At 71.0% G+C, this 26,246-nt stretch carries 28 protein-coding genes; 11 read left to right on the top strand and 17 right to left on the bottom strand.

Annotated elements, in window-relative coordinates:
• Position 1 precedes the first annotated feature (1 nt).
• From P6166_RS12395 to P6166_RS12380, 4 genes are all read left to right on the top strand, one after another.
• Entirely contained in the window at positions 2 to 436 is a 435-nt protein-coding gene (locus tag P6166_RS12395) for a polymer-forming cytoskeletal protein (RefSeq protein ID WP_277764766.1), read from the top strand.
• 86 nt (positions 437 to 522) lie between these two features.
• Positions 523 to 909 (top strand): iron-sulfur cluster insertion protein ErpA, encoded by a 387-nt coding sequence (erpA, locus tag P6166_RS12390; RefSeq protein ID WP_277764765.1) that lies wholly within the window; start codon positions 523 to 525, stop codon positions 907 to 909.
• A gap of 107 nt (positions 910 to 1,016) precedes the next feature.
• Entirely contained in the window at positions 1,017 to 1,919 is a 903-nt protein-coding gene (gene nudC, locus P6166_RS12385; RefSeq protein ID WP_277764764.1) for an NAD(+) diphosphatase, read from the top strand.
• A 68-nt stretch (positions 1,920 to 1,987) separates the two neighbouring features.
• The gene (locus P6166_RS12380; protein ID WP_277764763.1) at positions 1,988 to 2,881 is read left to right on the top strand and encodes a cobalamin biosynthesis protein; all 894 of its coding nucleotides are present in this window, start codon (positions 1,988 to 1,990) and stop codon (positions 2,879 to 2,881) included.
• Between the two features lie 7 nt (positions 2,882 to 2,888).
• Here the strand turns inward: P6166_RS12380 and P6166_RS12375 are convergent, their stop codons facing one another.
• From P6166_RS12375 to P6166_RS12365, 3 genes are all read right to left on the bottom strand, one after another.
• Positions 2,889 to 3,272, bottom strand: coding sequence for a DUF2752 domain-containing protein (locus tag P6166_RS12375; protein ID WP_277764784.1), 384 nt, complete (start codon positions 3,270 to 3,272; stop codon positions 2,889 to 2,891).
• Between the two features lie 26 nt (positions 3,273 to 3,298).
• Positions 3,299 to 3,637 (bottom strand): CD225/dispanin family protein, encoded by a 339-nt coding sequence (locus P6166_RS12370; RefSeq protein WP_277764762.1) that lies wholly within the window; start codon positions 3,635 to 3,637, stop codon positions 3,299 to 3,301.
• Positions 3,638 to 3,849: 212 nt separating this feature from the next.
• A complete protein-coding gene (locus tag P6166_RS12365; RefSeq protein ID WP_277764761.1) occupies positions 3,850 to 5,742 on the bottom strand; it encodes an MFS transporter in 1,893 nt (630 codons plus the stop codon).
• A 153-nt stretch (positions 5,743 to 5,895) separates the two neighbouring features.
• Between P6166_RS12365 and P6166_RS12360 the strand changes: the two genes are divergently transcribed.
• The 3 genes from P6166_RS12360 to murJ all read left to right on the top strand — a co-directional run bounded on the left by P6166_RS12360 (position 5,896) and on the right by murJ (position 8,991).
• Positions 5,896 to 7,083: an MFS transporter gene (locus tag P6166_RS12360; protein ID WP_277764760.1), complete on the top strand. Its 1,188-nt coding sequence runs from the start codon at positions 5,896 to 5,898 to the stop codon at positions 7,081 to 7,083.
• Positions 7,084 to 7,226: 143 nt separating this feature from the next.
• The gene (locus P6166_RS12355; protein WP_277764759.1) at positions 7,227 to 7,358 is read left to right on the top strand and encodes a hypothetical protein; all 132 of its coding nucleotides are present in this window, start codon (positions 7,227 to 7,229) and stop codon (positions 7,356 to 7,358) included.
• Positions 7,359 to 7,401: 43 nt separating this feature from the next.
• Complete coding sequence (gene murJ / locus P6166_RS12350) at positions 7,402 to 8,991, top strand: murein biosynthesis integral membrane protein MurJ (RefSeq protein WP_277764758.1); 1,590 nt, start codon at positions 7,402 to 7,404, stop codon at positions 8,989 to 8,991.
• 19 nt (positions 8,992 to 9,010) lie between these two features.
• On the opposite strand, the gene yccS is transcribed toward murJ, so the two are convergent.
• The 7 genes from yccS to P6166_RS12315 all read right to left on the bottom strand — a co-directional run bounded on the left by yccS (position 9,011) and on the right by P6166_RS12315 (position 16,689).
• Positions 9,011 to 11,218, bottom strand: coding sequence for a YccS family putative transporter (gene yccS, locus P6166_RS12345; protein ID WP_277764757.1), 2,208 nt, complete (start codon positions 11,216 to 11,218; stop codon positions 9,011 to 9,013).
• Between the two features lie 168 nt (positions 11,219 to 11,386).
• Complete coding sequence (gene purD / locus P6166_RS12340; RefSeq protein ID WP_277764756.1) at positions 11,387 to 12,676, bottom strand: phosphoribosylamine--glycine ligase; 1,290 nt, start codon at positions 12,674 to 12,676, stop codon at positions 11,387 to 11,389.
• A 30-nt stretch (positions 12,677 to 12,706) separates the two neighbouring features.
• A complete protein-coding gene (locus P6166_RS12335) occupies positions 12,707 to 13,207 on the bottom strand; it encodes an N-acetyltransferase (protein ID WP_277764755.1) in 501 nt (166 codons plus the stop codon).
• A gap of 28 nt (positions 13,208 to 13,235) precedes the next feature.
• The gene (gene purH, locus P6166_RS12330) at positions 13,236 to 14,819 is read right to left on the bottom strand and encodes a bifunctional phosphoribosylaminoimidazolecarboxamide formyltransferase/IMP cyclohydrolase (RefSeq protein WP_277764754.1); all 1,584 of its coding nucleotides are present in this window, start codon (positions 14,817 to 14,819) and stop codon (positions 13,236 to 13,238) included.
• A 93-nt stretch (positions 14,820 to 14,912) separates the two neighbouring features.
• Positions 14,913 to 15,185 (bottom strand): DNA-binding transcriptional regulator Fis, encoded by a 273-nt coding sequence (gene fis, locus P6166_RS12325; RefSeq protein ID WP_057649168.1) that lies wholly within the window; start codon positions 15,183 to 15,185, stop codon positions 14,913 to 14,915.
• 97 nt (positions 15,186 to 15,282) lie between these two features.
• Complete coding sequence (locus P6166_RS12320) at positions 15,283 to 16,143, bottom strand: DUF3426 domain-containing protein (RefSeq protein ID WP_277764753.1); 861 nt, start codon at positions 16,141 to 16,143, stop codon at positions 15,283 to 15,285.
• A gap of 171 nt (positions 16,144 to 16,314) precedes the next feature.
• A complete protein-coding gene (locus P6166_RS12315; RefSeq protein ID WP_165392129.1) occupies positions 16,315 to 16,689 on the bottom strand; it encodes a helix-turn-helix transcriptional regulator in 375 nt (124 codons plus the stop codon).
• Positions 16,690 to 16,832: 143 nt separating this feature from the next.
• Between P6166_RS12315 and P6166_RS12310 the strand changes: the two genes are divergently transcribed.
• Positions 16,833 to 17,204 (top strand): hypothetical protein, encoded by a 372-nt coding sequence (locus tag P6166_RS12310; RefSeq protein ID WP_277764752.1) that lies wholly within the window; start codon positions 16,833 to 16,835, stop codon positions 17,202 to 17,204.
• Here P6166_RS12310 and prmA read toward each other — a convergent pair.
• A complete protein-coding gene (prmA, locus tag P6166_RS12305) occupies positions 17,201 to 18,121 on the bottom strand; it encodes a 50S ribosomal protein L11 methyltransferase (RefSeq protein ID WP_277764751.1) in 921 nt (306 codons plus the stop codon). The genes P6166_RS12310 and prmA overlap by 4 nt on opposite strands.
• A 138-nt stretch (positions 18,122 to 18,259) precedes the next feature.
• On the opposite strand from prmA, the gene P6166_RS12300 reads away from it, so the two are divergent.
• Positions 18,260 to 19,207 carry a hypothetical protein gene (locus P6166_RS12300; RefSeq protein WP_277764750.1) on the top strand — a complete coding sequence of 316 codons (948 nt, stop codon included), beginning with the start codon at positions 18,260 to 18,262 and terminating at the stop codon, positions 19,205 to 19,207.
• Complete coding sequence (locus tag P6166_RS12295; protein ID WP_277764749.1) at positions 19,204 to 19,578, top strand: hypothetical protein; 375 nt, start codon at positions 19,204 to 19,206, stop codon at positions 19,576 to 19,578. Before P6166_RS12300 ends, P6166_RS12295 begins: the two co-directional genes overlap by 4 nt.
• Positions 19,579 to 19,646: 68 nt before the next feature.
• Here the strand turns inward: P6166_RS12295 and accC are convergent, their stop codons facing one another.
• From accC to cutA, 6 genes are all read right to left on the bottom strand, one after another.
• Complete coding sequence (accC, locus tag P6166_RS12290) at positions 19,647 to 21,014, bottom strand: acetyl-CoA carboxylase biotin carboxylase subunit (RefSeq protein WP_277764748.1); 1,368 nt, start codon at positions 21,012 to 21,014, stop codon at positions 19,647 to 19,649.
• Between the two features lie 10 nt (positions 21,015 to 21,024).
• Positions 21,025 to 21,507 (bottom strand): acetyl-CoA carboxylase biotin carboxyl carrier protein, encoded by a 483-nt coding sequence (gene accB / locus P6166_RS12285; RefSeq protein ID WP_277764747.1) that lies wholly within the window; start codon positions 21,505 to 21,507, stop codon positions 21,025 to 21,027.
• Positions 21,508 to 21,567: 60 nt separating this feature from the next.
• On the bottom strand, positions 21,568 to 22,011 hold the full coding sequence (gene aroQ, locus P6166_RS12280) for a type II 3-dehydroquinate dehydratase (protein ID WP_277764746.1): 444 nt from the start codon (positions 22,009 to 22,011) through the stop codon (positions 21,568 to 21,570).
• A 126-nt stretch (positions 22,012 to 22,137) separates the two neighbouring features.
• Entirely contained in the window at positions 22,138 to 22,950 is an 813-nt protein-coding gene (locus tag P6166_RS12275; protein ID WP_277764745.1) for a polysaccharide deacetylase family protein, read from the bottom strand.
• Between the two features lie 102 nt (positions 22,951 to 23,052).
• Positions 23,053 to 25,308: a protein-disulfide reductase DsbD gene (locus tag P6166_RS12270; protein WP_277764744.1), complete on the bottom strand. Its 2,256-nt coding sequence runs from the start codon at positions 25,306 to 25,308 to the stop codon at positions 23,053 to 23,055.
• A 3-nt stretch (positions 25,309 to 25,311) separates the two neighbouring features.
• Positions 25,312 to 25,650, bottom strand: a complete 339-nt coding sequence (gene cutA / locus P6166_RS12265; RefSeq protein ID WP_277764743.1) for a divalent-cation tolerance protein CutA — start codon at positions 25,648 to 25,650, stop codon at positions 25,312 to 25,314.
• 265 nt (positions 25,651 to 25,915) lie between these two features.
• Here cutA and P6166_RS12260 point away from each other — a divergent pair, with 265 nt between their 5' ends.
• The gene (locus tag P6166_RS12260; protein WP_277764742.1) at positions 25,916 to 26,203 is read left to right on the top strand and encodes a co-chaperone GroES; all 288 of its coding nucleotides are present in this window, start codon (positions 25,916 to 25,918) and stop codon (positions 26,201 to 26,203) included.
• The last annotated feature ends 43 nt before the right edge of the window (positions 26,204 to 26,246 follow it).

The following is a 26,246-nucleotide window of genomic DNA, read 5'->3' as shown; positions in this document are numbered from 1 at the left end:
CATGTTCGGCAATAAATCCAACCGGGGCGACCAGACCGTGGTCGACACCCTGATCGGCCCGCAGGTGGTGATCCGCGGCGACCTGGTCTTCAGTGGCGGGCTGTACATCGAAGGCCGCATCCACGGCAAGGTGATCGCCGAGGACGGCAGCCCGGCCATCGTGACGCTGGCCGAGCAGGGCCGCATCGAGGGCGAAGTGCGCGCCCCGGTGGTCATCATCAACGGCCAGCTGGATGGCGACGTGCATGCCACCGAACGCGTCGAACTGGCGGCCAAGGCGCGCGTGCAGGGCAACGTGCATTACCAGGTGGTGGAGATGAGCGCCGGCGCCCAGCTCACCGGCCGCCTGATCCACGCCACCGCCGCGGCCGCGCTGCCGGCGCCGGGCGAGGAGATCGGCCCGCGCGGCGTCGCGCTGGCGGCCGTCAACGGCTGAACTGGGCGCGGCCGGGGTCGCGGCGTCGAACGCTGCGTCCGGCCGGTCGCCTTGAATCGCGGGCCCGCGGGCCCCATTCTGCGCGCATGACCACGCTTGTCTCCCTTCCGGGCGCCGCGCCCGCCCCGGATTACCAGTCGCTGGACCGGCCGCTGAACTTCACCGGCGCCGCCGCGGCCAAGGTGCGCGAACTGATCCAGGACGAGGGCAACGCCGAGCTGGCGCTGCGCGTGTACATCCAGGGTGGGGGCTGCTCCGGCTTCCAGTATGGCTTCGAGTTCGACGAGAACCGCGCCGAGGACGACCTGGCGGTGGCGACCGACGGCGTCACCCTGCTGGTCGACCCGCTCAGCCTGCAGTACCTGATGGGCGCCGAAGTGGACTACACCGAGAGCCTGACCGGTGCGCAATTCGTGATCCGCAACCCCAACGCCAAGACCACCTGCGGCTGCGGCAGCAGCTTCAGCGTCTGAGCGGGCTGCGCGCGCACCCGCACCCGCACGGGGCCGGCATCGCCGGCCCTTCGTTTTTCCGGCGCGCGCGGTTGCGGTGAAACGGCTTTGGCGGCACGCTTGCGCAGATGCCTGCATCGATTCCTCCCTTTTCCGGTTTCGCCTTCATCGACCAGCCCCTGGACCGCGCCGATCCGCTGCGCGACGACGACCAGGCGCTCGCCCAGCGATGGGCCCAGGCCCGCGTGTTGGTGCTCGATGCCGACGGCCAGGCCTTCACCGACGCGCAGGGCCAGCCGGCCGCATTGACCGGTGCGGATATCGGCCCGGGCCCGGGCACGGCGATCTTCCTGGGCATGGACGGCGAGCAGGCGTGGTTCTGCATCGACGCCGCCCAGGTCACCGTGAGCGCGCCCGGGCGTATCGACTTGCGCCGCGCCGGTGCCGAGTGGCCCGGCGCGTGGTCCACCGCCTTCGCTTATGCACGCGGGATGTCGTGGTGGCAGGCGCGCACGCGCTTTTGCGGTGTCTGCGGCGGTCCCATCGCGTTCCGCCGCGGCGGCTTCATCGGCCATTGCGCGCAATGCGGCAACGACCATTACCCGCGCGTGGACCCGGCGGTGATCGTCGCCGTCAGCGATGGCGCGCGCCTGCTGCTCGGGCGACAGGCCAGCTGGGCGCCGCGCCGGTATTCGGTGATCGCCGGCTTCGTCGAGCCGGGTGAATCGCTGGAGCAGACCGTGGCGCGTGAAGTCCACGAGGAAACCCAGGTCCGCATCCGCGGGTGCCAATACATGGGCGCGCAGCCGTGGCCGTTTCCCGGCGCGCTGATGCTGGGCTTCCGCGCGGACGCCGAGGGTTCGCAGCAGCCGCAGGTCGATGGCGAGCTGGAGGACGCGCGCTGGTTCACCCGCGAGGAGATCGGCGCCGCCCTGGCGCGCGATGGCCAGGACGACGGCACGGGCCTGCTGCTGGCGCCCTCGATCTCCATCGCCCGCGCGCTGATCGAAGACTGGTACCACCGAAGCTGACGCCGGCGGCGCCTTGCCGCATCATCGGCCCAGCCGCACCGGCAGCTCGCTCCAGGAGACCCCCGCCCATGTTCACCGCTCTGGTTGCCGTGATCGTCGCGCTGGCGCTGGGCCACATCGCCCCGCTCCAGGTGGCGCGCCTGCGCCACTTCGGCTGGTTCGAGCACTGGCTGGACTGGCTGGCCGCCGCCTCGCGCGGCAGCGGGCTCTGGCACGGCCGCTATGGGGTGGTGCTGGTGTTGCTGCCGCCGCTGCTGCCGGTGGTGCTGTTGCAGGGGTTGCTGCGCGGCCACGCCTACGGGTTGCTCTCGCTGCTGTATGGCGTGCTGGTGCTGGCCTGGACCTGGGGCCCGCGCGACCTGGACCGCGACGTGGAAGCGGTGATCGACGCCGACGATCCGCCCTCGCGCCGGGCCGCGGTCTCGCACCTGCAGGCCGCCGGCGGCAGCCTGCACGAAGATGCGCCCTCGCTGGTCGAGGCGGTCGTGCTCAACGGCCTGCGGCGCTGGTTCGGCGTGCTGTTCTGGTTCCTGCTGCTCGGCCCGTTCGGTGCGGTGCTCTACCGGCTGCTGGTGCTGATGGTCGAAGGTCCGCTCGCCGGCAAGCTGCCGCCGGCGCACGAACGGGGCGCGCACACGCTGCTGGCGGCGCTGGAGTGGCCGGTAGCGCAGCTGATCGTGCTGTCGATGGCGCTGGTCGGCAATTTCGACACCGTGTACCGCGCGTGGCGCGACGCGCAGGGCAACCGCTGGGCGCTGGAGCCCGCGTTCCTCGGCGCGGTGGCGCGGGCGAGCGTGCGCGCCGAGCTACGCGAGGAAGCCCACGATTACACCGACGCCGGCCTGGTACCGGTCTGGCGCCGCCTGCCCGAGGTGCGCGACGCCATGAGCCTGGTGTGGCGCGTGCTGCTGTTGTGGATGGTGGCGCTGGCGCTGCTCGTCATCGCCGGCTGGGTGGGCTGAGCCGGGCTCAGCCGGGCGCCAGCGCGGTGAACGGGAACCAGGGCAGGTTGCGGGCGATCCAGTAGGCCGGCAGCAGGACCAGCCAGAAGTTCGGGCGCGAGACCACCGCCACCACCGGCGCGAACCAGCGCGCGCGCCAGCCATGCTTCCACGCGACCAGCCCGGGCACCAGCGTCAGGCCGGTCATCACCAGCGGGTTCATGGCGAACGCACGGCCGATATCCAGGTGTACCAGTGCGTGCAGCGCGCGGGTCAGGCCGCAGCCGGGGCAATAGAAGCCGGTCAGCAGGCGGAAGATGCACGGCGGGAATGGATTGCCGGCCACGTTCGGGTCGTAGCGCAGCAGCATCCACACGCCGAAGGCGGCCACCGGGGTGGCCGCCATCAGCATCCATCCGTAACGGGATGGCAGGGCCGTCACGACATCTGCTGCATCTGCTGCATCGCGTCCAGGTAGCCCTGCGCGCCGCCCACCGCCAGCCAGACGACGTTGATCACCAGGCCGATGATGGCCAGCGCGGTGGCGACCCAGCACCAGGTCTTGGCGTTGGCCGAAGCGCGACGGGCGCCGTCCAGGTCGCCGGCGGCCAGCGCGTTGTTGACCTTGGAGGCATACACGATCGCGACGATGCCCAGCAGGCCGATCGGGCAGCACAGGCAGGTCGCCAGGACGGTCGAGATGATCGACCAGGCGAGATAGTTGGGGATCGGCTGCGCCGGGGCCGGCGGCGGGGCGATGGGCGGAACTGCACTCATGGGACGACTCCTTCGGGTGGTGGTGGTTCAGCGCCGGACGGGCCGGCGAGGGCCGGGGAGCGAACCTGCGAGTCCACCGGGAAGGCCTATCCCAGCAGGCGTCCTGCATGCCGCTCCCCTCAAGCGGCTTCCTTTCGACGGCCGCCATGGCGCCCGCACGTGGCCCAAGCGTAGCGGCGCGGCCATGGCTTGGAAAGCGCGAGACGTCGTGCTCACGCCAACTCGCCCCGCAATGCGCGCACCTGCGCCTCGAGCGCCTGCGCGTCCACACCCTGCGGGTCCCGCGGCGGCGCGGCGGCCACCTGCACGTGCGCGCGGAAGCGCCGCGGCACGCGCATGCGCCCCAGGCGCGTATCGCGACGGCTCCACATGCTGCTCCACATGCCGCGCAGCGCCATCGGCACCACCGGCACCGGGCGGCGCTCCAGGATCTTCTCCACGCCGCTCTTGAACGGTGCGATCTCGCCGTCGCGCGTCAGCGCGCCCTCCGGGAAGATGCACACCAGCTCGCCCTCGGCCAGCGCCGCGTCGATCTCGTCGAACGCGCGCTGCATCAGCGCCGGGTCCTCGCGCGCGCCGGCGATCGGGATCGCCTTGGCGGTGCGGAAGATCCAGCGCATCACCGGGATGTTGAAGATCTTGTAGTACATGACGAAGCGCACCGGCCGCGGCACCGTCGCCGCCAGGATCAGCGCGTCCATGTAGCTGACGTGGTTGCACACGATCAGCGCGGCGCCCTCGTCGGGCACGTTCTTCTCGATGCCGTGCAGCTCCAGCCGGTACAGCGTGCGCACCAGCAGCCAGCTGAGGAAGCGCATCAGGAACTCGGGCACGATGGTGAAGATGTAGATCGCCACGATCGTGTTGGCGATCGCCAGCGCCAGGAACACCTGCGGAATCGTCCAGCCCAGCCAGCGCTGCACCGCGATGCCCACCACCGCCGCCACCACGATGAACAGCGAGTTCTGGATGTTGAGCCCGGCGATCACCCGCGAAAGCTCCGCGCGCGGCGTGCGGCTCTGGATCAGCGCGAACAGCGGCACCACGAAGAAGCCGGTGAACACGCCGATGCCGACCAGGTCGAGCATGATGCGCACGCTGCCGGGCTGGTGGACGAAGCCAAGCACGTCCAGCCCGGCCGCCAGCGCCTGGCCGGGCCGTGCGAAATACAGGTCGAGCATGAAGGCGCTGATGCCGAATGCGCCCAGCGGTACCAGGCCGATTTCCACCGTGCGCCCGGAAAGCCGCTCGCACAGCAGCGAACCGCTGCCGGTGCCGATGGAGAACAGCGCCAGGGCGAACACGTACAGCTCCGGCCGCCCGCCCAGGTTGAGCTCGGCATAGCCCGGCAGCTGCGCGGTGATCACGGTGCCGATGAACCAGAACCAGGACACGCCCAGGATCGCGTTGCTCACCGCCAGCTGGCGGCGGGTCAGGCGCATGATCGCCAGCGACTCGGGGATCGGGTTCCAGTTGATCTTCAGGTCCGGCGCGCCGGCTTCCACGCGCGGCACGCGGCGCGCCACCAGGTTGCCGGTCACCGCCAGCGCGATCACCGCCACCGCCGCCACCACCGTGCCGTTCGCGCCGGCGAAGGTGAAGATCAGCCCGCCAAAGATCATGCCGCACAGGATGGAGATCGAGGTGCCCATCTCGACCAGGCCGTTGCCGCCGGTCAGTTCCTCCGGCTTGAGCACCGAGGGCAGGATCGAGTACTTCACCGGCCCGAACAACGTCGATTGCACGCCGGTGCAGAACAGCGCCACCAGCAGCACGACCATGTTCTGGATAAGGAAGCCGACCGCCGCCAGCGACATCACCACGATCTCCATGGTCGTGGTGATCACGATCAGCCGCTGCTTCTCCAGCTTCTCGGCGATCTGCCCGGCGATGGCCGAGAACAGGAAGTAGGGCAGGATGAACAGTGCCGGCGCCAGGTTGGTGTAGATCAGCCGTTGCGACTGCTCCACCGCCAGGTAGCCGAGCAGGCCGATGATGGCCTGCCGGTAGACGTTGTCGTTGAAGGCGCCCAGCGCCTGCACGGTAAAGAAGGGGAGGAAGCGTCGCTGCTTCAACAGCGCGAACTGGCTGTGGCCCGATGACATGCACGACTCCTTGGCGGTCGCGCGCAGCCTAGCAGGCCGATACGCGGCGAAGAAACCTCGACGGCTGCCTCGCGCCCCGCTGCATCCCGGCCGCGGCGGCGACGCTGCCATGTCGCGCGGGCATACTGTGCGCCCCCCGCGCAGGTACCCCCCATGTCCACCGCCACGCACTACCCCCGGATCAAGCACCGCCTGGTGCTGCTGATGGCCGTGGCCACCGGCCTGGCCGTGGCGAGCAACTACTATGCCCAGCCGCTGTTGCAGACCCTCGCCCAGACCTTCGGCGTGGACGCGCGCAGCGCCGGCATGGTGGTTACCGTGGCCCAGCTCTCCTACGCGGCCGGCCTGTTGTTGATCGTGCCGCTGGGCGACCGCCTGGAACGCCGCGGGCTGATCGTGGGCCTGTACGTGGCCTGCGCCGGCGGCCTGCTGATCAGCGCGTTCTCCTCCAGCTTCCCGATGCTGCTGGCCGGCACGTGGGTGACCGGCCTGTGCTCGGTCTCGGCGCAGCTGCTGGTGCCGTATGCCGCCACGCTGGCCGCGCCGCACGAACGCGGGCGGGTGGTCGGCACGGTGATGAGCGGCCTGCTGCTGGGCATCCTGCTGGCGCGCACGATCTCCGGCCTGCTCGCCGGTGCTGGCGGGTGGCATACCGTGTACTGGGTGGCCTCCGGGCTGATGCTGGTCGTCGCCGCGCTGCTGTATCGCGGCCTGCCGCGGCACGACGGCGATCGCACGCTGTCCTATCCGCGCCTGATCGTCTCGGTGCTGACCCTGCTGCGCGACGAGCCGGTACTGCGCGGCCGCGCGGTCCTGGGCGGGTTGATCTTCGCCGGCTTCAGCGTGTTCTGGACCACGCTCGCGTTCCTGCTCGCCGGCCCGGACTACGGCTACGGCACCAGCCTGATCGGCCTGTTCGGGCTGATCGGCGCGGCCGGTGCGCTGGCCGCGAACTTGTCGGGCAAGTTGTCCGACCACGGCCACGGCACGCTGGCCAGCTGGGGTGGCCTGGCGATGCTGGTGGTGTCGTGGGCGCTGCTGTGGGCCGCGCCGCACTCGCTGTGGCTGCTGATCGTCGGCGTGCTGCTGCTCGATATCGCCGTGCAGGGCGTGCACATCAACAACCAGAGCGTGATCTACCAGCTGGACGCCGCCGCGCGCAATCGCATCACCTCGGCCTACATGACCTGCTACTTCATCGGCGGCGCGCTCGGTTCCAGCCTGGGCACCGCCGCCTACGCGCGCGCCGGGTGGGCGGGCGTGGTGATCGCCGGTGCCGCGCTCGCGCTGGCGGCGCTGGCATGGATGGCCATCGGCACGCGCACGCGCATCGCGCGCTGATGTCAGCGCCATTGACCTTTTTCGCAGTGCCAGCCCGGCGCTACATCATCGCGGTTCGTGGGATATATCAAATGGGCCGTTGTTAGCGGCTCTGACACCTTGTGCCTCGCCGCAATTCCGCGGCGATCCACAAGGAAGCGACCATGCGTGAACTCACCCCGCAGGAAATCGAACAGGTAGACGGCGGCTACGTCGAACAGTGCCGCGTGCCCTTCAGCTGGAGCGTTCGCTACGCGATCGACGGCTGGTTCCGGTCCTGGGAACGCGATTTCTGATCGTGCCCGGAGCGCCTCGTCGCGAGGCGCTCCGCTTGTCCCGATGCCATCCGCATCCGCCCGCGCGCTGCTCCGGCGCGCCTCGTCTTTTGGTGGGCTGACACTGCTGTCGCGCTGCACGGGCGTGCTGCGCGACATGGCCATGGCCACCGCGTTCGGCGCAGGCACCGCCTCCGATGCCTTCGTGCTGGCATTCCGCATTCCCAACGCGCTGCGCCGCCTGTTCGCCGAAGGTGCGCTGTCGGCTGCCTTCGTGCCGCTGCTGGTGCGCGAGACCGACGCCGGTGCGCCCGCACTGGCCGGCCTCATCGCGCGCCTGGCCGGCACGCTGGCCGTGGTGGTCACCGGCGTGGCGGCGCTGGGCATGGCGCTTGCCCCGCCGCTGGCGCTGCTCTTCGCGCCGGGCATGGCCCACGCGGGCGAAGGCGCCGGCTTGCTGGTGCCGCTGTTGCGAATCCTGTTTCCTTTCCTGGCCTGCGTTTCGCTGAGCGCGTTGGCCGGCGCCGTGCTGATGAGCCAGGGCCATTTCGCGCGCTGGGCGCTGGCCCCGGCGCTGCTCAATCTCGCCATGGCGGCGAGCGCATGGGCCTGGGCGCCGCACTGGCGGATTCCCATCCTCGCGCTGGCCTGGGCCGTGGTGGTGGGCGGCGTGTTGCAGCTGCTGTGGTGCTGGCGGGGCGTGGCGAAGCTGGGCCTGCTGCGCTGGCCCCGTTGGGGCGCCGGCGATGCGCGCGTGCGCGAGGCGGCGCGGCGGATGCTGCCCACGCTGGCGGGCGCGTCGGTGGCGCAGGTGAACCTGTTGGTCGCCAGCGCGGCGGCCTCGCTGCTGGCCACCGGTTCGCAGACCTGGCTGTTCCAGGCCGATCGCTTCCTCGAACTGCCGCTGGCCCTGTTCGGCGCCTCGCTGGGCATCGTGCTGTTGCCGACGCTGTCGCGCGAATTCGCCGCGCGCGACGACCGCGCCCTGCATACCTTGGCCTGGGCATTGCGCGGGGTCACGCTGTCCAGCGTGCCCGCCACCGTCGGCCTGGTCGTGCTGGCCGAACCGCTGATGCTGACGTTCTTCCACTACGGCCACTACCGCGCCGACGACGCGCGCCTGTCGGCCAGCGCGCTGGCGTGCATGAGCCTGGGCCTGCCCGCGCTGGCCGCGCTGAAGGTGATGCTGCCGGCCTGCTACGCGCGCGGCGACCTCGCCTTGCCGGTGCGCGCGGCCTGCATCGCGCTGGCCTGCAATATCGGGTGCGCGTTGCTGCTGTTTGGCGGCGCGCGCCTGCTGGTGCAAGGGGACGCACGCGGGTGGCTGGCGCGGCCCGGCCTGCACGCGCTGCTGGCCTTGGCCGGCGCGTTGGCCAGCGCCTGCAACGCGTTGGTGCTGTGGCGTGGCCTGCATCGCGCGGGGCTGGTGGGCGTCCACCCGGCCGCGTGGCGGCCGTGGGCGCAGGTGGCGCTGGCCAGCGGCGTCATGGCGCTGGTGCTGGCGTGGCTGCGCACGCACATGGATTTCCGCGCCGCGGAGGCCGCACCGCGCGTCGCGATGCTGGCCGGCCTGCTCGCCGCCGGCGCCGGTGCGTTCGCGAGCGCGTGGTACCTGGCAGGCGGGCGCTTGTCGCGGCTGCGGAGGGCCGGCTAGGCACGCCGCGCCGCTCGCTTTACGCGGGTTGCTCGGCCGGCGCCGGCGCGCTTCGCTGCATCACCACTTCCTGCGCGGCCGCGCGCAGGCGAGGCAGCAGCCGCAGCACCAGCGCCAGTTGGGTGCGCAGCAGGCGCTGCTTGGGCATGGCGTCGGCGGCGTAATCCTCCAGCGCCTCGGCCATCGCCGCTTCCTGGCTTTCGTCCACCGCCGGCAGCGGCTGGCGCCGCGCCAGGTGCTCGGCGATGGCGGCGAGCGCGCGTTGCAGGTAGTCGCCCGCGTCGCGCGTCTGCGTGTCCAGGTCGAGTTTCTCGCGGTGCGCGCCAAGCGCGGAGAGGTAGCCGAGCAGCACGTTGGACAACGCCAGGAAGCGGAAGCCCGCATCCAGGTTGCGGCGCACGTAGCCCGGCTCACGCAGCATGTTCGACAGCGCCATCGACAGCGCCGCGTCGGCGTTGTGCATGTCGCGCCGGGCGATGCGGTAGTTGAGGTCGTCGCGCTGCCCCTCGGTGTACTGGCCCAGCACTTCGCGCAGGTAGCGCGAGGCACTGCCCAGCACGTTGGCGATCACCTGGTGCAGGCGCCGCCCTTGCCAGTCCGGCAGGACCAGGAACGAGGCCAGCGCGGCGATCACGCAGCCCAGCAGCGTGTCCACCAGGCGCGGCCACAGCAGCACGAAGCCATCGCCCAGCAGGTTGAAGCACAGCAGCGCCATCACCGTGATGGCCGCGGTGGCGAGCAGGTAGCGGTCGGTACGGGTGACGAAGAACAGCAGGGCGGCCAGCAACGCCAGCAATAGCTGCATCTCGATGCCAGTGAACAGCTGCATCAGGGCCCAGGTCGCGCCCAGGCCCACCAGCGTGCCGGCGATGCGCTGCACCAGCCGCAGCCGCGTGGCGCCGTAGTGGGGGCGGCACACGAACGCGGTGGTGAGCAGGATCCAGAAGCCGTTGTGCGCATGCATCAGCTTCATCACGCCGTAGCCGGCGAGCAAGGCCACCGCCATGCGCACGCCATGGCGGAACAGCACCGAGCCGGGCGTGAGCTGCGCCAGCAGGCGTTGCCCCATTTCGCGCAGCGTGTGCGGGGAGGAATCGCGCAGGCGGGTGTCGATGCCGTCCAGCGGCGTATCGGACAACGACGATTCGGACAGCCGCCGCTCGATGCCCTGCAGGTTGCTCGCCAGCAGCTCCAGCGAGCCGAGCAGGCGGGCCTGCGCCGGGTCGGCGCGCGCGTGCAGGAAATCGAGCGATTGCCGCAGGTCGTCGGTGGCCTGGCGGCTGCTGTCGCCGTACACGAACGGCTGGCGCAGCCGCAGCGCCTGCCCCAGCGCCACGCACGCCGCGCCTTGCAACGCCAGCAGCCGGCGGCAGCGGTAGAGCACGTCGCTGTGGAAGAAGGCTTCGGTCAGCGCGTCGTAGGGGTAGTGCGAGGAGCTGGCGCGCTCGTGGAAATCCTGCGCCAGGTAATACAGGCGGAAGTACAGGCCCGACTGCACCCCCGGCCGGCCGGAACGACCGAAGCGGCTGAGGATCGCCGCCTTGGCCGCGTTGAGCGCGGCCACCACCTGCGCGTTCTGCTCGGCCAGCGCCAGGCGGCGCGCGTGCAGCCCTTCGCCGCGCACCGGTTCGAACAGGTCCGCCTTGCGCCGCAGGTACTCGCCCAGCACCTCGAACAGCCGCGCCAGCCGCTCGCGCACCGGGCGGTTGGCGAACAGCGCCGACCACAGGATCGACAGCAGGCCGTACCAGGCCGCGCCGATCAGCAGCAACACCGTGCCATGCCAGGCCGCGGCGGGATCGCCGCCGGCGGCATGGTGCTGGTCCAGCCCGATCATCGTGTAGATCGCCAGCGCCACGGTGGCCTGCGCGATGGAGGCATAGCGCTCGCCGAGCGCGCCCAGCAGGGTCAGCGCGAAGGTGGACAGCGCCAGCCCGGTCACGAATGCCCACGGATGCGGGAACAGCCACACCACCGCGGCCGAGGCCAGCGCGAAGCACAGCAGCGACAGCAGGACCGATTTCGTGCGGCCGAGCCAGTTGTCGTCGGTCTCGGCGATGGCGCTGGCGATGATGCCCAGGAAGATCGCCGGCAGCGCGGTCAGTTGGCCGCCGTACCAGCACCCGCCCATCGCCACGCCCAGCGCGATCAGCACCCGCAGCCCGTAACTGGCTTTCTCATGGGCCCACAGGCGGCCCAGGCGGGATTCGAGTGACGGTTTGGGCACGAAGGCGGAGGCGGACGGGGTCCTCGCCATTATGGGCATGCCGTCGTGATCGTGGTGGCGAAAAGCGACGGGCCTCGGCCCCGCCGACGATGCGCCGCCCGCGTGCGGGCGCACGCGGGCGCGTGGCAGCGACGCGTCAGCGCCGCCGGGCGGACGTCGTGGACGCCCTCAAAGGCCTTCTTCGCGCGCGATCGCCCGCCAGCCGATATCGCGGCGATGGAACTCGTGCGTCCAGTGGATGCGGTCCACCGCGCGGTAGGCGCGCTGCTGCGCATCGCGCACGCTGTCACCCAGCGCGGCCACGCACAGCACGCGGCCGCCGGCGCTGAGCACGTGGCCGTGGGCATCGAGCACGGTCCCGGCATGGAACACCACGGCATCGTCGGGCACGGACGCGAGACCCTCGATGACCTCGCCGCTCACCGGCGTGTCGGGGTAGGGGCGCGATGCCATCACCACTCCCAGCGAGGGACGCGGGTCCCACTGCGCCTGCACGGTATCCAGGCGTTCGTCGAGCGCCGCTTCCACCAGGTCCACCAGGTCGGACTGCAGGCGCAGCATCACCGGCTGGGTTTCCGGGTCGCCGAAGCGCACGTTGAACTCGATCACCTTCGGCGCGCCGCTGGCGTCGATCATCAGGCCTGCATAGAGGAAACCCGTGAAGGGAATGCCATCGGCGGCCATGCCGCGCACGGTCGGCTCGACCACCTCGCGCATCACCCGCGCGTGGACCTCGGCGGTGACCACCGGCGCGGGCGAATAGGCGCCCATGCCGCCCGTGTTCGGGCCGGTATCGCCGTCGCCGACGCGCTTGTGGTCCTGGCTGGTGGCCATCGGCAGCGCGGTGGTGCCATCGACCATCGAGATGAAGCTGGCTTCCTCGCCTTCCAGGAACTCCTCGATCACCACGCGCGCGCCGGCGTCGCCGAACGCGTTGCCCGAGAGCATGTCGCGCACCGCCGCCTCGGCCTCGGCCTGGGTCATCGCCACGATCACGCCCTTGCCCGCGGCCAGGCCGTCGGCCTTGACCACGATCGGCGCGCCCTTCTCGCGCACATAGGCCAGCGCGGCGCCGACCTCGTGGTGCACGGCGTAGAACGCGGTGGGAATCTTGTGGCGGGCGAGGAAATCCTTGGCGTAGGCCTTGCTGCCTTCCAACTGCGCGGCCGCGGCGGTGGGCCCGAAGATGCGCAGGCCGGCGGCGCGGAAGCGGTCCACCACGCCGGCCACCAGCGGCACTTCCGGGCCGACCACGGTGAGCGCCACGCCTTCTTCCTGCGCGATCTGCAGCAGGCGCTCGATGTCGCCCACCTTGGCCGCGACGTTGCGGCACTTGGCCTCGGTGGCGGTGCCGGCGTTGCCCGGGGCGACCAGCACTTCGTCCACGCGCGCGGACTGGGCCAGCTTCCAGGCCAGCGCGTGCTCGCGGCCACCGGAACCAATGACGAGGATCTTCATGCGGTAAGGGCTCCTGCGCGGCCGCGACGGCTACGCGATGAAAAAGGCGGGGGAATAGTGGACCCGTGCGTGCGGCGCGTCGCCGTCGCCGATCAGCAGGGCCTGGAAGTGACTGGCCGGCGCGCCGTCCAGGCGCAGCGAGGCGACCGGGCGGAAACCGAAGCGCGCGTACCAGCCGGGCTCGCCGAGCACCACGCAGCCGCGCGCGCCCAGCGCCGGCAGTTCGGCCAGCGCCGCGCGCACCAGCGCGCTGCCCACGCCGCGGCCCTGGTCGGCCGGATCGACCGCGACCGGGCCCAGCCCGAACCAACCGGTGCTGCCGTCATCCAGCCGCACCGGCGAGAGGGCGACGTAGCCGGCGATGCGCCCGTCGATGTCGGCCACGCGCGACACGCGCAGCGCACCGTCGGCACGCAGCGCGGCGACGATGCGCGCCTCGTGGCTGCCCGCGTGTTCGGCCGCGGCGAAGGCGGCGTCGACCACGCGGGCGATCGCGGCGTGGTCGGATGCGTTTTCCTCGCGAATCCACATGGCGCGCCTCGCGTGCGGGGAAGGGGGATCAGTGACGGAAGTGGCGCACGCCGGTGAACACCATCGCCAGGCCGTGCTCGTCGGCGGCGGCGATCACCTCGGCATCGCGCATCGAACCGCCCGGCTGGATCACCGCGGCGATGCCCGCCTCGGCGGCGGCGTCGATGCCGTCGCGGAACGGGAAGAACGCATCGGAGGCCATCACCGAGCCCGGCACCACCAGGTGCGCGTCGGCGGCCTTGATGCCGGCGATGCGCGCCGAGTACACGCGGCTCATCTGCCCGGCGCCGACGCCGATGGTGCGGTTGTCCTTCGCATACACGATCGCGTTGGACTTGACGTACTTGGCCACGCGCCAGGCGAACAGCAGGTCGCGCAACTGCGCCTCGGTCGGGGCCACCTTGGTGACGACCTTCAGCTCCTGCGCGGTCATGCCGCGGTTGTCCGAGGACTGCAACAGCAGGCCCGAGCCGATGCGCTTGCTGTCGTAGTTGTTCAGGCCGGCGCCGTGCGGGATCTGCAGCACGCGCACGTTGGCCTTCTTGGTGGCGTAGTCCAGCGCGCCGGGCTCGTAGTCGGGCGCGATCAGCACCTCGACGAACTGGCGGTCCAGGATCGCCTTGGCGGTGGCCGCGTCCAGCGTGCGGTTGAAGGCGATGATGCCGCCGAACGCGCTGGTCGGGTCGGTGGCATAGGCCAGCTCGTAGGCATCGCCGCACGCCACGCCCACCGCCACGCCGCACGGGTTGGCGTGCTTGACGATCACGCAGGCCGGCGCGTCGAACTGGCGCACGCATTCCCACGCGGCGTCGGCGTCGGCCAGGTTGTTGAAGCTCAGTTCCTTGCCCTGCAGCTGGCGGAACGTGGCCAGCGTGCCCGGCACCGGGTAGAGGTCGCGGTAGAACGCGCCGCTCTGGTGCGGGTTCTCGCCGTAGCGCAGGTCCATCACCTTCACGAAGGTGGAGTTCATTTGCGCCGGGTATTCGGCGCGCTGCGGCACGGCCTGCGTGGCATCGGCCACGGCCGAGAGGTAGTTGCTGATCGCCGCGTCGTACTGCGCCACGCGGTTGAACGCGGCCACCGACAGTGCGAAACGCTGCGCGGCCGAGAGCTGGCCGTCATGTGCGTCCAGCTCGGCGATCAGCGCGGCGTACTGCGAAGGATCGGTCGCCACGGCCACGCGCGCGAAGTTCTTCGCCGCCGAGCGCAGCATCGCCGGGCCGCCGATGTCGATGTTCTCCACCGCGTCGGCCAGCGTGCAATCGGCCTTGGCGGTCACCGATTCGAACGGATACAGGTTCAGCACCAGCAGGTCGATCGGCGCGATGCCGTGTTCGGCCATCACCGCATCGTCGGTGCCGGCGCGGCCGAGCAGGCCGCCGTGGACCATCGGGTGCAGGGTCTTGACGCGCCCGTCCATCATTTCCGGGAAGCCGGTGACGTCGGAGACGTCCTTCACCGGCAGGCCGGCCTCGCGGATGGCCTTGGCGGTGCCGCCGGTGGACAGCAGGTCGACGCCGCGCGCGGCGAGGGCACGGGCCAGGTCGATCAGGCCGGTCTTGTCGGAAACGGAAAGCAGGGCCCGGCGGACGGGCAGCAGGTCGGAGGACATGGAAGCGGGGTGGGGATGCGGAGCGGGCCGATATTGTAAACGGCCTGCCTCCCGCGCGTTTCCCGCGGCCGCCGGCGGCGCGGCGGCAAAGGCTCAGGAGAGCCCGTATTCCTTGAGCTTCTTGCGCAGGGTGGCGCGATGGATGCCCAGCATGGCGGCCGCGCGGCTCTGGTTGCCTTCGCAGTGGTTGAGCACTTCCACGAACAGCGGAATCTCCATCTCGCGCAGGACGATCACGTACATGTCGTCGGCGTCGCTGCCATCCAGGTCACGCAGGTAGCGGCGCACGGACTGCGCAACGTGCTCGCGCAATGGCGACTTGGGAGCACCGCGACTGGCGTCGGGACGGGTAGTGGCAGCGTTCAAGGACATCCCCGGGATGAAGAAGCCGGCGGAGCGGCCGCCGGCGAGGGGGAGTGAGTCTAGCGCGTGCGCCGGGCGCCTGCCATCGGCGGCGGCGGCCTCAATGGAAGTCGAAGGTGAATGCCGACGTGCCGGCGGCGGGCTCGCGCACGCGGAAGTCGATCCGCCCGCTCTGGCCCGGCGCGAGCGTCTCGCCGGCGGGCGGGGCGTGGCCCAGGTACTCGGCCGGCGCGAACACGCGGCTGCCGATCACCCGGCCATCGGCGTCGGAAAGCGACAGCTGCAGGTACGGCCACGCCTGGTCCCAGCGCGCGTCGTTGCGGAAGCTGGCCTGGATGCGCAGCACGCCGGGTTGGTCGGCGGCCGGGCGCACGTCGCGGTCGAGCATGGTGAATGCCGACGGCTCGTGCCACACCGGCAGATCGCAACGCAACGCGCCGCACAGCGTGGAGAGCAGCGGGCGCCAGCGCGCATCGGTGGCCAGCCGCGCGCGGTCGGCCAGCAGGATCTGCACGACCAGCAGCACGGCCAGCACGCACAACGCGACCCACTGCCAGGCCGGCGCGCGCGGCGTGGGGACTTTTGCGCGCGGCTGGGCGAAGGTCGGCGCAGGCGGCGCGGCGATGGGCAACGTGGCCGCGCGCCAGTCGGGCGCCGGTTCGGTGGGCGGTGTCGGCGTCGTGGCCTCTTCGGCCTCGACCTCGTGCGCAAGCGGCGGCGCGCCATCCGCCGCGGTGGGGGGCGTGTCGCCCGCGGGTGGCGCGAGTGCGTCGAGCGGCTCGGCGGGCGCCGCCGGCAGCGGCGATGCCTGCGTCGGTTCGCCCGCCGCGTCCCCGGTCAGCGGCGGCGGGCCGGCGTCCTGCGGCGCGGGCGCATCCGGCACGGCCGGCGGCGCCTCGCCCGGGGTGGGGCGACGCAGGAAAGTGGCCAGGGCGCGACGCGGCGGCGGGGTTTCGGTCATCGGAGACAGCGGCGTCAGGAGATTCCCTATTCAAGCATGCGGAGTGCGCCGGCCGGAACCGCCGCCGTTTCGCGCTTGTCCGGCGCGGCGCCCCGCGCAAGCATGGCTGGCATGGATCGCAGGGAAAGCAGCACTGTCCGGGCCGGCGCGGCCCCTTCCAAGGCGGCGGCGTCAGCGCCGGCCAGGTCGTCGCGCTGGCGCGTGGATCAGCTCGAGCAGGCCGGTTCGCTGGCGCGGCCGCAGCTGTTCGAAGCCGGCCAGCAACTGACGTTGCTGCTCGCTGAGCGGGTGGTAGCTGGCCTCTTCCTCGGTGATCGCCTCGGGCGGGCCGAAGCTCACCTCGCCACGGCCGGTGGCCAGGTACTCGAAGGCCAGGCCGCTGCGCTTGGCCAGCGCAATGAGGTTCTCCACCGAGGGCGCGGTGCCTTCGCTCATCTCCCACTGGGCCACCGCGCTGCGCGAGATGCCCAATTCCGCCGCCAACGTCTCCTGTGTCATCCCGGTCAGGCGCCGGGCCTCGCGAATCCTTTCGTAGAGCTTGCTCACCACATATCCAATCAACGCACTCACAGGTGCGCACATATAGCGTCCAGGGTCGAGGGGCGGGCTCGCTCGCCTGATCGGCCCTTCGGTGTCAGCAATTCTGACCTTGACGGAAAGCTGCAGTACAGCTGCAGGAGAAACGATCGATGCACATAGTGACCGCCGTCGCTTTGGCGCGCCGTCCCGCCGATGTCCCGGGCGTGCGGCGTTATCGCGTGTGGTGGCTGGAAGGCTGCGCGGAAGTCGTGCCCGCCTGCCCGCTCGTCGCCACGCCGTCGCGTGCGGCGTGGCTCGCGGCGCTCGCGTGGGCCGTGGGTATCGGCGGCGCGGGCCTGCCTGCGCATGCCGCCGCGCTGGCGTTCGCCGCCGGCGCCGCGCGTGCGCTGTGGCTGCGCCACCGGGCGCGACAGCTGCGCCGGCGCGGCGCGCGGCCGGGGCCGTGGGTGTGGGCCATCGATGCCGAATCGGCGGCGTGCACGGCGCGCATCCGTGCCGCCGCGCGCATGCCGCGCGCTTAGGCGCGGCGCACGCCCTCGATACGCATCCAGTCGCCGTCCTGCTCGCAGCGCAGGTGGTCGAACCACGCCGCATAGCGTTCCAGCAATTCGCCTTCCTGCCCCTGCAGGATGCCCGACAGCGCGATGCGCCCGCCCGGCGCCACGCGTTCGGCCAGCGTGGCGGCGAGCGCTTCCAGCGCCGAGGCGAGGATGTTGGCCACGACCACCGGATAGGTGCCGGCCGGTTCGTCTTCCGGCAGGTACACCGCGAAACGCGCGCCCACCTCGTTGCGCTCGGCGTTGTCGTGGCTGGCCACCAGCGCCTGCGGATCGTTGTCCACGCCCACCGCCTCGCCAGCGCCGAGCTTCAGGGCGGCCAGCGCCAGGATGCCCGAGCCGCAACCGAAATCCAGCACGCGGCGGCCCTGCAGCAGGCCCTCGCCGGCGAGCGCATCGAGCCAGCGCAGGCACAGCGCGGTGGTGGGGTGGGTGCCGGAGCCGAATGCCAGGCCCGGGTCCAGCCGCACCACCGCCGCCTCCGGCGCGCGCGCCGGCTCGGGCAGCTCGTGGTTCCAGGGCACGATGAAGGTGCGTTCGCCGAACTGCATCGGCTGGAACTGGTCCAGCCAGGCGCGCTCCCAATCCTCGTCGGCCACCTGGCGGAAGGTCACCTGCGCCCAGTCCAGCCCGGGGTCGAAGGCCTCCAGCGCGGCCAGCAGGGCCAGCGCGTCGGTGTCCTCCGGGAACAGGGCAGTCAGCACCAGGCTGTCCCACAGCGGGGTCTGGCCGACGCCGGGTTCGAGGATCGCCTGCTCGTTGGACGTATCGGCATCGGCGTCCAGCAGCGTCACCGCGACCGCGCCCACGTCCTCCAGCGCGTTCTCGTAGCGGGGCTGGGTGGCTTCGGTGCAGCGCATGGTCAATTCGAGGAACGGCATGGGGGCGGCTCATGGGGCGACAGGGCGGGCATCGTAGACCACCCGGGCGGCCCCTGCCCCCCGCGGGTGCCGCCGCGGTGCTTGGGTTAGACTGCGCGCGCCCGCGTGCCTCACGCGCGCCGGACCTCCACAGACCCCATGCCCCAGACCCGCCACCGCATGCTGTTGATCCTGCTCGCGCCTGCCGCGCTGCTGGCAGCCGTGTGGGCGTACCGCATGGGCGGCAAGCCGATCGCCGCGTCCTGGCCGGCCGGCGCGCCGGCGGCCACCGTGGCGGCCAGCGCGCCGCCGCTGCCCCGCCAACTGCAGCGCCCGCAGGCCGAGGCGCGCGCCCAGGTGGCCGCGGGCCTGCCGGTGAACCGCCGCGCCGCCTTCGAAGGCGAGACCGACCTGTACCGCTATGCGCAGCAGCTGGCCGAGGCCGCGCGAGGCGGCGATGCCGAAGCGAGCTGGATGCTCAGCCGCGTGTACGACTACTGCGCCGCCTATGCGCAGAACCCGGCCGGCTATGCCGCCGACAACACCACGCTGGCCCGCCACGCCAACCCGGCGGTGGCGGCGATGATCGATGCCCGCCAGCACCTGCAGACGCGCTGCACGGGCTTCGTCGCCAGCGACGGCCTGACTGCCGCCAGCATCCTGGCCCAGCGCACCCAGGCCGCGCACGCCGGCAACCTCGCCGCCGAGGCCGCGTTGCTCTCGCTGGGCCAGCCGCTCAACGCCACCGCTGCCTACCGGCGCGAGCTGGTGCAGCGCGTGCTGGCCTCGCGCGACCCGGAGGCCTACCTGGCCCTGTCCGGTGCGATGGGCGTATCCGCGCGCGGCGACGACGCCTACCGCGGCTACGTGGCCGGCGACCAGTTCTCGCAGCTTGCCTGGCAGCTGGCCGCGTGCCGGCTCGGGCTGGCCTGCGGTGCGGAGAGCAACCTGATGACGAGCTACTGCGCCAATGGCGGCATCTGCTCGGCCGATGCCTCCCAGGATTTCCCTTCCTTTGTATACGACGCCGCGGTGCCGCGGCAAAGTGCGGACAAGATGGACGAAATGGTCGATACCCTGGTGCGCGGCATGGGAGTGACGTCATGAATTACCGTCGCTTGCTGATCGGTGCGCGTTTCTGGTTCTGGGTGGTGGCGTTTGTCGCCTACTCGGCGGCGGCAGTGGGCATCGTGATGATCGATACCGCCGACATCCGCTACCAGAACCTCTCGCAGGTGCACCTGACGTCGGTGAAGTCCGACGAACAGGCCCGGCGCATGGGCGCGGCGCAGGTCGCGGCGCTGTACCGCGCGCGCAGCGGCATGCCCTTCGACGCGCTGCCGCCGGGCGCGACCTTCCAGATCGTGTGGCCGGATGGCTCCACCGAGACCGTCACCGTGGTGGACCCGACCTCCAGCACCGGCAACGACCTGCAGGCCGGCTCCCAGCAGGACGCGCCCGCCCGCCGCGCGCAGTAACCGCGCCGCGCGCGCAAAGAAAAAGGCGGGGAAATCCCCGCCTTTTTCATGCCTGCCGTTTCGCGCCGTCAGACCAGCGCGATCGACTGGTTCTTGCGCTCGGCCAGCCGCTTCTCCAGGTAGTGGATGTTCTGCCCACCGCCCTGGAAGCCCTTGTCGCGCATGATGCGCTGCTGCAGCGGGATATTGGTCTTGATGCCGTCCACGACCATCTCGCTCAGCGCCACGCGCATGCGCGCGATCGCGGTCTCGCGGTCCGGGCCGTGCACGATCAGCTTGCCGATCATCGAATCGTAGTTCGGCGGGACCTTGTAGCCGCTGTAGATGTGCGTATCCACGCGCACGCCCGGGCCGCCCGGCGGATGGAACGCAGTGATCAGGCCCGGGTTGGGCATGAACGTTTCCGGGTCCTCGGCGTTGATGCGGCACTCGATGGCATGGCCACGCAGCACGATGTCGCTCTGCTTGATGGTCAGCTTCTGGCCGGCAGCGATGCGCAGCTGCTCGCACACCAGGTCGATGCCGGTGATGCGCTCGGTCACCGGATGCTCCACCTGGATGCGGGTGTTCATCTCGATGAAGTAGAAGCGGCCGTTCTCGAACAGGAACTCGAACGTGCCCGCACCGCGATAACCGATGCGCAGGCAGGCTTCCACGCACACCTTGCCGATCTCGTTGCGCAGTTCCTCGGTGATGCCCGGCGCCGGCGCTTCCTCCACCACCTTCTGGTGGCGGCGCTGCATCGAGCAGTCGCGCTCGCCCAGGTGGATCGCGTTGCCCTGGCCATCGGCCAGCACCTGGATCTCGATGTGGCGCGGGTTCTCCAGGAATTTCTCCATGTAGACCTGGTCGTTGCCGAACGCCGCCTTGGCCTCCGACTTCGTGGTCTCGATGGCGGCCTTCAGCGCGCCCTCGGCATGCACCACGCGCATGCCACGCCCGCCGCCGCCGCCGGCGGCCTTGATGATCACCGGGAAGCCGATCTCGCGGGCGATCTTCGTGTTGGCCACGATGTCCTCGCCCAGCGGGCCGCCCGAGCCGGGCACGCACGGCACGCCGGCGGCCTTCATCGCGCGGATCGCTTCCACCTTGTCGCCCATCAGGCGGATGGTGTCGGCCTTGGGACCGATGAAGATGAAACCGGACTGCTCCACGCGCTCGGCGAAGTTGGCGTTCTCCGAGAGGAAGCCGTAGCCCGGGTGGATGGCCTGGGCGTCGGTGACCTCGGCCGCGGCGATCAGCGCCGGGATGTTGAGGTAGCTGTCGGCCGAGGCGGCCGGGCCGATGCAGACCGACTCGTCGGCCATGGCCACGTGCTTGAGGTTGCGGTCGACGGTGGAATGCACCGCGACCGTGCGGATGCCGAGGGTGTGGCACGCGCGCAGGATGCGCAGCGCGATCTCACCCCGGTTGGCAATGACGACTTTATCGAGCATGCGCTGCTCCTCAGCCGATCACGAACAGGGGCTGGTCGAATTCCACGGGCTGGCCGCTTTCGCCGAGGATCGCCACGATCGTGCCCGACACGTCGGCCTCGATCGGGTTGAACATCTTCATCGCCTCGATGATCGCCAGCGTCTCGCCGGCCTTCACCGTCTGGCCCACGCTGACGAACGCCGGCTTGTCCGGCGCCGGGGAGGTGTAGAAGGTGCCGACCATCGGCGCGCGCAGCACGTGGCCTTCCGGCAGCGCGTTGCCCGGCTTGGCGGTACCGCCGGTGGAAGCCTCGGTCGGCGAATGCATCGGCATGGCGGGCGCGGGCGCGGCGGCCGGCGCGGCCATCATCACCGGGGCCGGCGCGGGTGCGGCGTAGCCGCCCTTGGGCGCGCGCGCCAGGCGGACGCTTTCCTCGCCTTCCTTGATTTCGATTTCGGCGAGGTTCGACTCTTCGAGCAGGTCGATCAGCTTCTTGATTTTGCGCAGATCCATGGTGGCCTCTTGGGTAAACGTGGAGGGGCGGCGCGCGGCCGCCGGGTACGGAGAAAGGGGTCAGGCCGGCCCGAGGCGGGCCAGGGCGGCGTCCAGCGCCAGCCTGTAGCTGTCCGCGCCGAAGCCGACGATCACGCCCACCGCCTTGTCGCTGAGGTAGCTGTGGTGGCGGAACGGCTCGCGCGCGTGCGGGTTGGACAGGTGCAGCTCGATGAACGGGATCGCCACGCCCAGCAGCGCGTCGCGCAGCGCGACGGAGGTGTGGGTGAACGCGCCGGCGTTGATCAGGATGAAGGCCACGCCCTCGTCGCGCGCGGCATGGATGCGGTTGACCAGCTCGTGCTCGGCGTTGGACTGGAAGAACGCCAGTTCATGGCCGCTGGCCTGGGTCTTGGCCATCAGGCGGTGGTGGATGTCCGCCAGGGTGTCGTGCCCGTAGATCTCCGGCTCGCGGGTGCCGAGCAGGTTCAAGTTGGGGCCGTGCAACAGCAGCAGTCGGGCCATGGCGCAGACGGAAACCGGAAAGGCCGGAAGTCTGCGCGATGCCGCCGATACTGTCCAGATGGGCGAAGTTGCCGCTGTTTTAAGTGGTCGTTTGAAACTGGCCGCAAACCCGCGCCAGCGCTGGCATCAGGGCGTGGGCGCGCGCTGGGCCTGCACGTACCGGGTCAGGGCGAGGAAGGTATCCACCCAGTACACGTCCCGGTGGGCGGCCAGGTAGCGCAGCAGTTCTTCGTGGGCCTCGCGGGAGACGCTCAGGTAGTCGCCGCCCACGCCATGGAAGGTGAAATTGACCATGGTGCCGCGCCGGCCCGCTTTTTCGACCCGGGCGATCAGCTGCGCCCCGGTCACGCCGACCGGCGCTTCCACCGGCACGGCGTGCAGGTCGAGCGTGGCCATGTCCGGCACCACGGCGCCCTCGCCCAGCTTGATCGCCACGAACTGCGCGGCGACCTGCCGGACATAGTCCTCGCCCTCGGCCATGACATCGCCGCACGGTACCGTCATCGTGCGTTGCTGCTGGCCGTCCAGCGCCTGCAGCATCGTGTTGGCCAGCAGCACCTGGTCGCGCATCTGCGCCGCGCTGGTGTGGTCGAGGTCACGGGCCGGCTCCACCCACTCGTGCCCCTTGGCCGAGCCCGAGCACTGGTGGAACAAGGTGTGGTTGCCGAGTTCGTGCCCGCGGCGGGCGGCCGCGCGCCACGCTTCCATGCGCCGTGCCACGGGTTCGCGCGAGAGCTGCAGGTAGAAGCTGCCCTTGAACCCGTACTGGTCCAGCTGCGGGAGGGCGATGTCGAGCTGGGAGTCCAGCGCATCGTCGTAGGCCAGGCTCACCGCCGCCTTGTGCCCGTCGGGCCAATGGAAAGGCGCCGGCCCGGCGGCCTGCGCGCCGAAGGTGGCCAGCAGCCACAGGCATCCCCACACGCACGTCAGCCTGGTCATCGTGTTCGTCACCTTCCCGGCGCCACGCAAGGGCGTGGCGCATCTTGACGCGAAATCCGCGCGCGGTGGGCGAACCCGGTCACGGGATGCGCGCGGCCGCGCTCAGCGGGCCGCGCGCAGCAGGGCGTCCTCGACGATGGCCTGCGTCAGCACGGTCGGCAGCACGGTCGGCGGGGCGCCGGGGCCGTAGACCACGTACAGCGGCACGCCCACGGCCTGGTGCTGCTTGAGGAAGGCGCTGATGGCCGGGTCCTCGTTGGTCCAGTCGCCGGTCATGTACACCGCATCGACCCGGCGTAGCGTGTCGCGGAATTCGCCGCTGCCCAGCACGTGGCGCTCGTTGGCCTTGCAGGTGACGCACCAGTCGGCGGTCATGTTGACGAACACCACGCGGTTGTCGGCACGCAGGCGGTCCAGCAGCTGCGCCGAGTAGGCCACCTCGCCGGCCTCGGCGGCGGCCGCGCGCGGCGGTGCCAGCCGGGTCACGCCCCAGACCGGCAGCAAGGCCAGCACCAGCATCGCGCTGGATAGTGTCAGCCCCAGGCGGTGGCTGCGCCAGCGGCTGCGCTCGAACCACCACAGGCCCAGCGCCAGCAGCGTCGCGCCCACCAGCACCAGCGCCAGCGCGTCCACGCCGCGCTGCTTGCCCAGTACCCACAGCAGCCAGATCGCGGTGAGGTACATCGGGAACGCCAGCACCTGCTTGAGCGTCTCCATCCACGGCCCCGGCGTGGGCAGGCGCCGCGCCAGCGAGGGCACGAAGCCGATCAGCAGGAACGGCAGCGCCAGGCCCAGGCCCAGCACCACGAACACCAGCATCGCCGGCAGCGCCGGCGCGGCGAAGGCATAAGCCAGCGCGGTACCCATGAACGGCGCGATGCACGGGCTGGCGACCACGCAGGCCAGCACGCCGGTAAAGAAGTCGCCCACCGGGCCGTTGCGCGAGGCCAGCGACTGGCCCAGCCCGCCGGCGCCGCCCAGGGTGAACAGCCCCGACAGGCTCAGGCCGATGGCGAACATCAGGTAGGCCAGCATGGCCACGAACCACGGCTGCTGCAGCTGGAAGCCCCAGCCGGCGGCCTGCCCGGCGGCGCGCAGGCCGATCACCAGCGCACCGATGGCCGAGAACGAGACCAGTACGCCCAGCGAATACCACAGCGCGTGGCTGCGGGCCCGCGCGCGGCTTTCGCCGCTGTGCGCCAGCCCCAGCACCTTGAGCGACAGGATCGGCAGCACACAGGGCATCAGGTTGAGCACCAGCCCGCCGGCCAGCGCGGCGATCAGCACCCACAGCAGGTTCTGTCGCTGCGGCGGCGGCACGCTGCGGTTGTCGTTGTCGGCCGAGGCATCCGGATAGGCCGGCGCCCTGGCGGCCGGCGCTGGCCGCGCGTTGCCGGGAAGCGGCTGGATCGGCAGCGGCGCGGCGCTGGCCTGCTCGGGCGGGGTGAGCTTGCCGGCCGGCAGGGACAGCTTCACCCGCCGGGTCATCGGCGGATAGCAGATGCCATCGGTCTGGCAGCCCTGGAAGGTCGCCACCAGTGTGATGTCCGCCGGCGCGGTCTGCCGGCGCAGCAGCGGCAGGCTGACCTCGGCCTGGTCGAAGTACACGACCACGTCGCCGAAGTGCTCGTCATGGTGCGAACGGCCCGGCGGCCAGCGCGGCACGCCGGTGGCGATGTCCTTGCTGCCTTCCAGCGCCAGCGAGGTGCGGTCGCGATAGAGGTAGTAGCCCGGCGCCGGGGTGAAGCGCAGCAGCAGGGTGTTGCCATCGCCGACGATGGCCTCGAACGCGAACGCCTGCTCGGCCGGCAACGGCAGGGCGTCCAGGCCGCTGCCCGGCAGCCCGGGCAGGCCCGGCCCGGCGCCCGGCAATCCGGCCGGGCGGGGCAGGCCGCCGGTCTTCGCCACGGCGGGGGCGGCCTCGTCGGGCAGCGCCACCTCGATGCGGCGCTTCTGCGGCGGGTAGCACACGCCGGCATCGGCGCAGCCCTGGTAACGCACTTCCAGGGCGACCTCGCGCGCGCCCGGGTCGGCCTCTCCGGCAAGCACCGCGCGCAGCTGGCCGCGATACGTCTCCACGTTGCCGAAGAACTCGTCGTGCTTCTTGTGGCCGTCCGGCAGGGTCAGCGGCCCCGGCGCAAACCCCGGGCCGACCGGGGTGACCGCGATGCGGTGCCGGTACAGGTAGTAGCCCTCGGCGATCTTCCATTGCAGCTCGATGCCGTCGCGGCCATCGGCGCGCGCGCTGAGCGCGAACGCCTGGTCCACCGGCAGCAGGTCGGCTTCGGTGAACGCCAAGGCGGGCAGCGAGGACAACGACAACGCGCACAGCGCGAGGAAACGGTGCAGCCACTTCATCAATCAGGAATCCTCGAAGGTTTGCGCCCGCACCCAGTCCAGATAGGCGGGCAGGCCGGCACTGGCCGGGATCGCCACCGCTTCGGGCAGGTCGTACGGGTGCAGTTCGCACAGCCGGGCGATGGTCGCATCCAGGCGCGCCTGGCGGGTCTTGATCAGCAGCTGGACTTCCTCGGCGCTCTCCACCGCGCCGTTCCAGCGATAGACCGAGTGTGCCCCGGGCAGCCGGGTCACGCACGCCGCCAGCCCCTCGCCGACCAGCGCGCGGGCGATCGCCTCGGCGCTCTCCGCGTCGGGGCAGGTGCTCAGCAGCAGGTGGACCGGGTCGGCGGCGGCAGGCATCGCGCCAGTATAGGCGGCCGCTCCCCCGTGGCGTCCGGTGGCGGCGGAACGGTGTCGTGCGCCCGTGCCGGGCGCGGCCCTCCCCGCCGACCGCCACGGCGAAAAATTTTCCTCCGCCCGGGCCTTGAAAGCCCGCTTCGCAGCTCCATTACTGCCCCGTCCCGCGCTGCGGGTGTTTTTGTGCCGCGTGTTGGCACTCGTCACCGGCGAGTGCTAATATCGCCAGCCTTTTCCAGACCAATCAATCACTTAAGAGGGTCTTTCAATGAGCATCAAGCCGCTTCACGACCGCGTCGTGGTCAAGCCGATCGAAGCCGACGAAATCTCCGCCGGCGGCATCGTGATCCCGGATTCGGCCAAGGAGAAGTCCACCAAGGGTGAAGTCGTGGCCGTGGGCACCGGCAAGCCTCTGGACAACGGCAACGTGCGCGCGCCGGCCGTCAAGGTGGGCGACAAGGTCATCTACGGCCAGTACGCCGGCAGCAGCTACAAGTCCGAAGGCGTCGAGTACAAGGTGCTCCGCGAGGACGACATCCTGGCGATCGTCGGCTGATCGCCGCGCTTCGCATTCCCCCGAATTCCACGAAATCACTGAG

Origin of the sequence: Stenotrophomonas sp. HITSZ_GD, assembly GCF_029543105.1 — a bacterium.
Classification (GTDB): Bacteria; Pseudomonadota; Gammaproteobacteria; order Xanthomonadales; family Xanthomonadaceae; genus Stenotrophomonas_A.
The sequence above is the reverse complement of the archived record's forward strand: the minus strand, read 5'-3'. Positions and strand labels throughout refer to the sequence as shown.

Excerpts from the sequence above, each read along its gene's own strand:
- nudC (WP_277764764.1), top strand. The coding sequence starts at position 1,017 with ATGCCTGCATCGATTCCTCCCTTTTCCGGTTTCGCCTTCATCGACCAG.
- P6166_RS12360 (WP_277764760.1), top strand. The coding sequence starts at position 5,896 with ATGTCCACCGCCACGCACTACCCCCGGATCAAGCACCGCCTGGTGCTG.
- accB (WP_277764747.1), bottom strand. The coding sequence starts at position 21,507 with ATGGATCTGCGCAAAATCAAGAAGCTGATCGACCTGCTCGAAGAGTCG.
- erpA (WP_277764765.1), top strand. The coding sequence starts at position 523 with ATGACCACGCTTGTCTCCCTTCCGGGCGCCGCGCCCGCCCCGGATTAC.
- P6166_RS12355 (WP_277764759.1), top strand. The coding sequence starts at position 7,227 with ATGCGTGAACTCACCCCGCAGGAAATCGAACAGGTAGACGGCGGCTAC.
- murJ (WP_277764758.1), top strand. The coding sequence starts at position 7,402 with ATGCCATCCGCATCCGCCCGCGCGCTGCTCCGGCGCGCCTCGTCTTTT.
- P6166_RS12380 (WP_277764763.1), top strand. The coding sequence starts at position 1,988 with ATGTTCACCGCTCTGGTTGCCGTGATCGTCGCGCTGGCGCTGGGCCAC.
- P6166_RS12395 (WP_277764766.1), top strand. The coding sequence starts at position 2 with ATGTTCGGCAATAAATCCAACCGGGGCGACCAGACCGTGGTCGACACC.
- prmA (WP_277764751.1), bottom strand. The coding sequence starts at position 18,121 with ATGCCGTTCCTCGAATTGACCATGCGCTGCACCGAAGCCACCCAGCCC.
- P6166_RS12300 (WP_277764750.1), top strand. The coding sequence starts at position 18,260 with ATGCCCCAGACCCGCCACCGCATGCTGTTGATCCTGCTCGCGCCTGCC.
- cutA (WP_277764743.1), bottom strand. The coding sequence starts at position 25,650 with ATGCCTGCCGCCGCCGACCCGGTCCACCTGCTGCTGAGCACCTGCCCC.
- aroQ (WP_277764746.1), bottom strand. The coding sequence starts at position 22,011 with ATGGCCCGACTGCTGCTGTTGCACGGCCCCAACTTGAACCTGCTCGGC.
- P6166_RS12375 (WP_277764784.1), bottom strand. The coding sequence starts at position 3,272 with ATGCTGATGGCGGCCACCCCGGTGGCCGCCTTCGGCGTGTGGATGCTG.
- P6166_RS12335 (WP_277764755.1), bottom strand. The coding sequence starts at position 13,207 with ATGTGGATTCGCGAGGAAAACGCATCCGACCACGCCGCGATCGCCCGC.
- purD (WP_277764756.1), bottom strand. The coding sequence starts at position 12,676 with ATGAAGATCCTCGTCATTGGTTCCGGTGGCCGCGAGCACGCGCTGGCC.
- P6166_RS12260 (WP_277764742.1), top strand. The coding sequence starts at position 25,916 with ATGAGCATCAAGCCGCTTCACGACCGCGTCGTGGTCAAGCCGATCGAA.
- accC (WP_277764748.1), bottom strand. The coding sequence starts at position 21,014 with ATGCTCGATAAAGTCGTCATTGCCAACCGGGGTGAGATCGCGCTGCGC.
- P6166_RS12365 (WP_277764761.1), bottom strand. The coding sequence starts at position 5,742 with ATGTCATCGGGCCACAGCCAGTTCGCGCTGTTGAAGCAGCGACGCTTC.
- P6166_RS12270 (WP_277764744.1), bottom strand. The coding sequence starts at position 25,308 with ATGAAGTGGCTGCACCGTTTCCTCGCGCTGTGCGCGTTGTCGTTGTCC.
- purH (WP_277764754.1), bottom strand. The coding sequence starts at position 14,819 with ATGTCCTCCGACCTGCTGCCCGTCCGCCGGGCCCTGCTTTCCGTTTCC.
- P6166_RS12370 (WP_277764762.1), bottom strand. The coding sequence starts at position 3,637 with ATGAGTGCAGTTCCGCCCATCGCCCCGCCGCCGGCCCCGGCGCAGCCG.
- P6166_RS12320 (WP_277764753.1), bottom strand. The coding sequence starts at position 16,143 with ATGACCGAAACCCCGCCGCCGCGTCGCGCCCTGGCCACTTTCCTGCGT.
- P6166_RS12295 (WP_277764749.1), top strand. The coding sequence starts at position 19,204 with ATGAATTACCGTCGCTTGCTGATCGGTGCGCGTTTCTGGTTCTGGGTG.
- P6166_RS12275 (WP_277764745.1), bottom strand. The coding sequence starts at position 22,950 with ATGACCAGGCTGACGTGCGTGTGGGGATGCCTGTGGCTGCTGGCCACC.
- P6166_RS12310 (WP_277764752.1), top strand. The coding sequence starts at position 16,833 with ATGCACATAGTGACCGCCGTCGCTTTGGCGCGCCGTCCCGCCGATGTC.